The sequence below is a fragment of the Streptomyces aurantiacus JA 4570 genome (genome assembly GCF_000414115.1).
Classification (GTDB): domain Bacteria; phylum Actinomycetota; class Actinomycetes; order Streptomycetales; family Streptomycetaceae; genus Streptomyces; species Streptomyces aurantiacus_A.
The window spans coordinates 1-7,960 of the sequence record NZ_AOPZ01000407.1; the positions used below are offsets into that span (position 1 = coordinate 1).

Below are 7,960 nucleotides of genomic sequence, written 5' to 3' on the forward strand. Positions count from 1 at the left end.
GGTCTTCGAGGCGCCCACCGTGGCGGGCCTCGCCGAGCGCGTGGGCAGGGAGGCCCGGTCGGCGCGTGCGGCGCTGCGCCGGGCCGAGGCGCGGCCCGCGCGGGTGCCGCTGTCGTTCGCCCAGCAGCGCCTGTGGTTCCTGCACCGCTACGAGGGCCCTTCGGCCACGTACAACCTGTCGTACGTCCTGCCCCTGAGCGGTGAGCTGGACGTGGCGGCGCTGGCCTCGGCGCTCCGGGACGTCGTGGTGCGGCACGAGAGTCTGCGCACGCTGTTCGTCGCCGACGACCAGGGCGTCGCGGCGCAGGTCGTCGTGGCGGCGAACGACGTCGTCCTCGATGTCCCGGTGCGGGAGGTGGCGGCGGAGGCGATGGACGCCGCCGTGGCGGAGGAAGCCGCGTACCGGTTCGACCTGGCGGCGGAGCTCCCCGTGCGGGCGCGCGTCCTGCGCCGCGGCCCGGACGACCACGTGCTTGTGCTCCTGATCCACCACATCGCGGCCGACGGTGAATCCATGGGCCCCCTGGCCCGCGACCTGAGCGCGGCCTACACCGCCCGGCGGCGGGGCGAGGAACCGCGGTGGGGCGAACTGCCCGTGCAGTACGCCGACTACGCGCTCTGGCAGCGGGAGCTGCTCGGCGAGGAGAACGACCCCGAAAGTCTCCTGGCCAACCAACTCGCTTACTGGCGCGAAGAGTTGGAAGGAGTGCGGCAGCCGCTGCCCCTCCCGCTCGACCGGCCGCGTCCGCCGGTGGCCAGTCACCGCGGCGACACCGTCGGCTTCGCCCTCGACGCCGACGTCCTGGCGGCCGTCGAGGAGGTGGCGCGGGCGCAGGGCGCCACCGTGCCGATGGTGCTCCAGTCCGCCCTCGCCGTGCTGCTGCACCTGATGAGCGGCGGCGACGACCTGACCGTGGGCGTGCCGATCGCCGGACGGACCGACGAGGAGCTCGGGGACCTGGTGGGGTTCTTCGTCAACACCTGGGTGCTGCGGGCCGACCTGTCGGGCAACCCGTCGTTCGAGGACGTCGTGCGGCAGGTGCGGGACAAGGCCGTGCGTGCGTACGACCATCAGGACGTGCCCTTCGAGCGGCTCGTCGAGGCGCTGAACCCGGAGCGGTCCACCGCCCACCACCCGCTGTTCCAGGTGATGTTCGGCTGGCGCGGCACGGCCGGCCAGGTCTTCGACGCGCCGGGGCTCCGCTCCGCCGCCCTCGAACTGGTCCCGACCGAGACCGCGAAGTTCGACCTCGCGTTCGCGCTCGCCGACACTCCCGGGCACGGCGTCGTGGGCGACGTCGAGTACGCCACCGACCTGTTCGACCGGAGCACCGCCGAGGCTCTCGCGGACCGCTTCACACGCCTCGTACGACAGCTGGCGACGACCCCGCGGGCACGACTCCACACCGTGGACGTACTGGCGCCCGAGGAACGCGACCGGCTGCTGCGCACGTTCAACGACACGGACGTCAGCACGCCGGACCTGACGATGCCCGCGCTCTTCGAGCAGCAGGCCGCCGCGGCACCGGACGCCGTCGCGCTGGTGCACGGAGCCGAGTCGCTCACGTACCGGGAGCTGAACGCACGGGCCAACCGGCTCGCCCGCGCCCTGGTGCGGCGCGGCGTCGGCCCCGATTCCCTCGTGGCGGTCGCGCTGCCGCACTCGGCCGAGTTCGTCGTCGCACTCCTCGGCGTGCTGAAGGCCGGCGCGGGCTACGTCCCCGTCGACCCCCGCTACCCGAGCGGCCGCGTGGGCTTCGTCCTGGCGGACACCGCCCCGCGGCTCGTCCTGACGGACACGGCGACGCGGAACGTGCTGCCCCGGCACGAAGCCGAAGAAATGCTGCTCGACCGCATGGACCTCGGCACCGGTGACGGCTCCGACCTGAACGGCACGGACCGTTCCGCCGTCCTGTCGCCGCAGCACCTGGCCTACGTGATGCACACCTCCGGCTCCACCGGCACCCCGAAGGGCGTCGGCGTCACCCACCACGGCGTGGTGCGGCTCGCGCTCGACCGATGTTTCGCGGGCGGCGGCCACGAGCGCGTCCTGCTGCACGCGACGCAGGCGTTCGACATCTCCACGTACGAGCTGTGGGTGCCGCTCCTGCGCGGCGGCACGATAGTGGTGCCGCCGTCGGCCTCCCTCGCCCCGGCTGACCTGGCGGCGGTGATCGCCGAACAACGCGTCACCGGGGTCCTGATGACGGCGGGGCTCTTCCGGGTGGTCGCGGAGGAACGGCCCGAGGCGTTCCGGGGCGTCCGTGAGGCGTGGTCGGGCGGCGACGTCGTGCCCCCGGCGGCGATCGAGCGCGTCCTGGCCGCCTGCCCGGGCATCACCGTCGTCAACGGCTACGGACCCACGGAGGCGACCGTGGCCACGTCCGCGCACAAGATGCGCGACGCGGCCGACCTCGGCGCGGCGGTGCCGATCGGACGGCCCCTCGACGGCCCCCGCCTGTACGTCCTGGACTCGACGGCACCCGCCTGTACGTCCTGGACCCGGCGCTCCGGCCGGTCCCGGTGGGCGTGCCGGGCGAGTTGTACATCGCCGGCGACCGGCTGGCCCGCGGGTACCTGGGCTGCCCGGACCTGACCGCCGAGCGCTTCGTCGCCTGCCCGTTCGGCCCGGCGGGGGAGCGCATGTACCGCTCCGGCGACCTCGTGACATGGACCCGTGACGGCCACCTCGTCTACCAGGGCCGCACCGACGAGCAGGTCAAGATCCGCGGGTTCCGCATCGAGCCCGGCGAGATCGAGGCCGCCCTGACCGCACACCCCGGCGTGGCCCAGGCCGTCGTGGTCGTGGGGGCGGGCGCGGGCGGAGCCCGGCAGCTCGTGGCCTACGTCGTCCGGGTCGGCGAGGGCGGCATCGCGGGCACCGGCGACATCGACTTCCACGTCGGCGTGTCCACCGCGGAGCTGCGCCGGTTCGTGGCCGACCGGCTGCCGGAGTTCATGGTCCCGGCGGCGTACGTCCTGCTCGACCGGCTGCCGCTGATGCGCAACGGCAAGCTGGACCGCTCGGCGCTGCCGGAGCCCGAGTTCGCCACCAGCGCCTACCGGGCGCCCCGGTCCCCGCAGGAACAGGTTCTCGCGGACGTGTACGCCGAAGTCCTCGGCGTGGACCGGGTCGGCGTCGACGACGACTTCTTCGCGTCCGGCGGCGACAGCATCCGCTCGATCCAGGTGGTCTCGCGCGCCCGCACGCGGGGCGTGCACGTCACCGCCCGCCAGATCTTCCAGCACCGGACGGTCGCCGAACTGGCCCGGCTCGCGCCCGCCGAGCGGAGCGGCGACGCCCGGGGCGCGGTCCTCGACGAGCTCGACGGCGGCGGCACGGGGCCGCTGCCGCTCCCGCCCATCGCCCGGTACGTCCGCGAGCGCGGCGGCGACACCGACCGGTTCTCCATGTCGGTCCTGCTCGAACTGCCCGAGGGCATCGACCGGGCCGGGCTGCTCGCCACCCTGGACGCGGTCGTCGACCACCACGACATGCTGCGCGCCCGCCTGGTGACCGACGACGGCGGAGGGCTGCTCGTGGGGCCCCCGGGCTCGGTGGACACGAAGGCACTGCTGCGCCGCGTGGACCGCGGGCCCGAGCACGCCGCGGACGACGGGCCGTGGGGCGAGGCGTGGCAGCAGGAGGTGGCGGCCGAGCGGGCCGCCGCGACGGACCTGCTCGATCCGGCGGCCGGGGTGATGGCGCGGTTCGTCTGGTTCGACCCGGGCCCGGCCGGCGGCGCCGGGCGGCTCCTGATCGTCCTGCACCACCTGGTGGTGGACGGGGTGTCCTGGCGCATCCTGCTGCCGGACCTCGCGGCCGCCTGGGACGCGGTGCGCGCGGGCCGGACACCGGTGCTGCCCGCCGTGGGCACGTCGTTCCGGCGGTGGGCGCACGCGCTCGTGGCGGAGGCGCGGAGCGAGCGCAGGGCGGCCGAGCTGCCCCGGTGGCTCGCCATCGTGGACGGGCCCGATCCTGCGCTCGGCGCCCGCCGGTTCGACCCCGCGGTGGACGTCCGCGCCACGGTGGACACCGTGCGCCTGCGGCTGCCCGTAGCGGTCACCGAAGCCCTCCTGACGGCCGTGCCCACGGCCTTCCGCTGCGGCGTCAACGACGGCCTGCTCACCGCCCTCGCCCTCGCCGTCGCCCGCCGGCGCCGCGCCCGGGGAGCCGACGCGCCCTCCCTCCTCGTCGGCCTCGAAGGCCACGGACGCGCGGAGGCGGCGGTGCCGGGAGCCGATCTGTCGCGAACAGTGGGCTGGTTCACCAGCATGTACCCCGTCCGCCTCGACCTCTCCGGCTGCGATGTCGACGAGGCGTTCACGGGCGGCGCCGCGGCGGGCAGCGCGGTCAAGGCCGTCAAGGAACAGCTCCTCGCGGTGCCCGACGACGGCATCGGCTACGGGCTGCTGCGCGAGCTGAACCCGCAAGCCGCCGCCGTGCTGCGCGCGCACCCCACCGGCCAGATCGGCTTCAACTACCTCGGCCGGTTCTCCGCCACCGACATGCCGGAACAGCAGCGCGGCCTCGGCTTCACCCAGGTCACCGACCTGGGCGGGCCGGGCGGCGACACGGCCGCGGACATGCCCGCGCTCACCGCGCTGCAGATCGACTCCCTGGTCGTCGACACCGCGCACGGGCCGTGCCTCGAGGCGGAGTTCGAGTTCGCCACCGGTGCGGTGTCCCGCGCCGAGGTCCAGGAGCTCGCGGACCTGTGGGCCGCCGCCCTCGACGGGCTCGCGCGCCACGCCGAGCGGCCGGACGCGGGCGGGCTCACGCCTTCGGACGTGCCGCTGGTGCCGGTCGGCCAGCGCGACATCGAGATGTGGGAGCGCCGCTGCCCGGGGCTCGCGGAGGTGTGGCCGCTCACCCCGCTCCAGTCGGGACTGCTGTTCCACGCGCTGTACGCCGACACGGAGCCGGACGCGTATCACGTGCAGTTCGTCCTGCGGCTGCGCGGGCGGGTGGAGGCCGCGCGGATGCGGGCGGCCGGGCAGGCGCTCCTGGAGCGGTACGCGAACCTGCGGGTGGCCTTCGTCGCGGGCGCCGACGGCGGCTCGGTGCAGGTCGTGGTGGACGGCGTGGAGCTGCCGTGGCGCGAGCTCGACCTGACGGCAGCGGGAGAAGGCACAGAAGCGGGAGACGGGGCAGAAGCGGGAGACGGGGCAGAAGCCGGGGAGGCGAGCGGAGGGGACTCCGAGGGCAGCGCGGCCTTCGACGCCATCCTGACCGAGGACCTGCGCGACCACTTCGACGTGGCGAAGCCGCCCCTGCTGCGCATGACCCTGGTGAAGCGGGGCCCCGAGCGCTTCGAGCTGGTCCTGACCGCCCATCACCTGCTGTTCGACGGCTGGTCGCTGCCGGTGCTCACGCAGGATCTGCTGCGGCTGTACGGGGCCGGGGGCGACGCCTCCGCGCTGCCGGCGGCACCCCGGTACCGGGACTTCCTGACCTGGCTGGCCGGGCAGGACCAGGAGGAGACGGCCCGGGCGTGGGCGCGGGAGCTGGCGGGGGTGACGGAGCCGACGCTGCTCGCCCCCGCGGTGACGGGCGGGCCGGACGCGGCCGAACCGGGACCCGGTTCGCGGCGGGCAGAGCCCGAGGCCACAGGGTTCGGCCAGGTCGAGGTGCCCGTCTCCGTGGAGCTGGCCCGCGGACTTTCCGCGCGGGCCGCCGAGTCGGGCGTCACCTTGAACACCGTGGTCCAGGCCGCCTGGGCGCTGCTGGTCGGCGGCCTGACGGGCCGGGACGACGTGGTGTTCGGCGCCACGGTCTCCGGCCGCCCGGCCGCGGTGCCCGGCATCGACGCGATGGCCGGCATGTTCACCAACACCCTTCCGGTGCGGGTGCGTTGTCGCCCCGGCCAGGGCCTCGCCCAGGTCCTCACCGACCTCCAGGACCGTCAGGCGGCGCTGCTCGACCACCACCACTACGGCCTCACCGAGATCCACCGGGCCACGGGTACGAGCGTGCTGTTCGACAGCCTCGTCGCCTTCGAGTCGTACCCCGTGGACCGGGTGGGCTTCAGCGAGGCGACCGCGGCCGCGGGCGTGGAGGTCACCGGGATCCGCCCGCTGTCCGGCTCGCACTACCCGCTGACCGTCGTGGCCTCGGCCGACCCCCACCTCCAGCTGACGCTGCAGCACCAGCGGAACGTGCTCGACACCGACACGGTCCGGGGCCTCGCCCACCGTTTCCGGCGAGTCCTCGCCCAACTCGCCGACAACGGCGACGCGTTGGTGAGCACGGTGGAGGTGCTGGCACCCGAGGAACGGGAGCGGGCACTGCGCACGCTCGACGCCACGGACGCGGCCGTGCCGGACACCACGATCCCCGTGCTGTTCGAGCGGCAGGCGGCGGCCACCCCGGACGCGACGGCCCTGGTCTGCGACGGCGACTCGCTGTCGTACGCGGACCTCAACACGCGGGCCAACCGCCTGACCCGAGAACTGGCCGCCCGGGGCGCGGGCCCGGAGACGGTGGTGGCCGTCTCGCTGCCACGCTCCCCGGATCTGGTCGTGGCGCTGCTCGCGGTCCTCAAGGCGGGCGCCGCCTACCTGCCGGTCGACCCCAAGTACCCCAGCACCCGCCTGGACTTCATCCTCGGCGACGCCGCCCCCGCCCTGATCCTCACCGACGCGGCGACGTCCGGCGTGCTGCCCGAGACCTCGGTCCCGGTCCTGCGCCTGGACGACCTCGACGTCACCGGGCACCCGGCGACCGACCCGGCCGACCGCGGCGAGCCGGAATCCCTGGCGTACGTGATGTACACCTCGGGCTCCACCGGCACCCCCAAGGGCGTACTCCTGGACCACGCCGCCGTCGTCAACGGCATCCACCACCTCGCCGACCGCACCGGCATCCGGGCGGGCTCGCGCGTGCTGGCCTCCACCTCCGTCAACTTCGACGTCTCCGTCTTCGAGACCTTCACCACCCTGTGCCACGGCGGCACCATCGACCTGGTCCAGGACGTCCTGGAACTGGCCGAACGCGCCACCTGGCGGGGCAGCGTCATCAGCACCGTGCCCTCCGCCTTCGCCGAACTCCTCGACCGGATCAGCCGCACCACCACCGTCGACACCCTCGTCTTCGCGGGCGAAGCGCTGCCGTCGACCCTGGTCGAGCGGGCGCGGGAGGCGTTCCCCGGTGTCCAGGTCGTCAACGCCTACGGCCAGACCGAATCCTTCTACGCCACGACCTGCGCCACCGACGACACCCGCACCAAAGACGGCAGCGCGCCCATCGGCACTCCGCTGCCCCACATGCGCGGCTACGTACTCGGCCCCTGGCTGCAGCCCGTTCCCACGGGTGTCGTCGGCGAGTTGTACGTCGCCGGGCACCTGGCCCGCGGCTACCTCGGGCAGGCCGCCCGGACCCCTTCGGCCCGCCCGGCTCCCGCATGTACCGCACCGGCGACCTCGCCCGCTGGAACCGTCATGGACAACTGGAGTACGCGGGCCGTACCGACACCCAGGTCAAGATCCGCGGCTTCCGTGTCGAACCCGGCGAGATCGAGGCCGCCCTCACCGGCCACCCGCACGTCGATCAGGCAGCCGTAGTGGCCCAAGGCGCCACCGCGAACCGGCGGTTGATCGCCTACGTCGTCCCCGCCGACACCCTCGGCACCGACAGCGGTACCGGCGAACGCCCGCAGCTGGACCTCGCCGAGCTCCGGGCGTTCGCCGCCGAGCTGCTCCCGGAGTACATGGTCCCCACCGCCCTCGTCCCCCTCGACCGCCTGCCCCTGTCCCCCCACGGCAAGCTCGACCACAAGGCGCTCCCCAGCCCCGAACTCACCGCCGCCACCGCCCACCGGGCACCCCGCACCCCCCAGGAGGAGGTGCTGTGCCGGCTGTTCGCCGAGGTGCTCGGGGTCGAGGGCGTCGGGATCGACGACGGCTTCTTCGACCTGGGCGGGCATTCGCTGCTGGCCACGCGCCTGGTGAACCGGATGCG

Annotated in this window: 3 protein-coding genes; all 3 read left to right on the plus strand. The window is 74.4% G+C overall.

What is annotated here, in order from left to right; genetic code table 11:
• On the plus strand, positions 1 to 2,596 hold a 2,596-nt coding region (locus tag STRAU_RS31905), incomplete at its 5' end, for a non-ribosomal peptide synthetase (RefSeq protein WP_037663294.1).
• A 47-nt stretch (positions 2,597 to 2,643) separates the two neighbouring features.
• Complete coding sequence (locus STRAU_RS44120; RefSeq protein WP_016644543.1) at positions 2,644 to 7,563, plus strand: condensation domain-containing protein; 4,920 nt, start codon at positions 2,644 to 2,646, stop codon at positions 7,561 to 7,563.
• On the plus strand, positions 7,563 to 7,960 hold a 398-nt coding region (locus tag STRAU_RS31915), incomplete at its 3' end, for a phosphopantetheine-binding protein (RefSeq protein ID WP_037663296.1). The genes STRAU_RS44120 and STRAU_RS31915, both read left to right, overlap by 1 nt.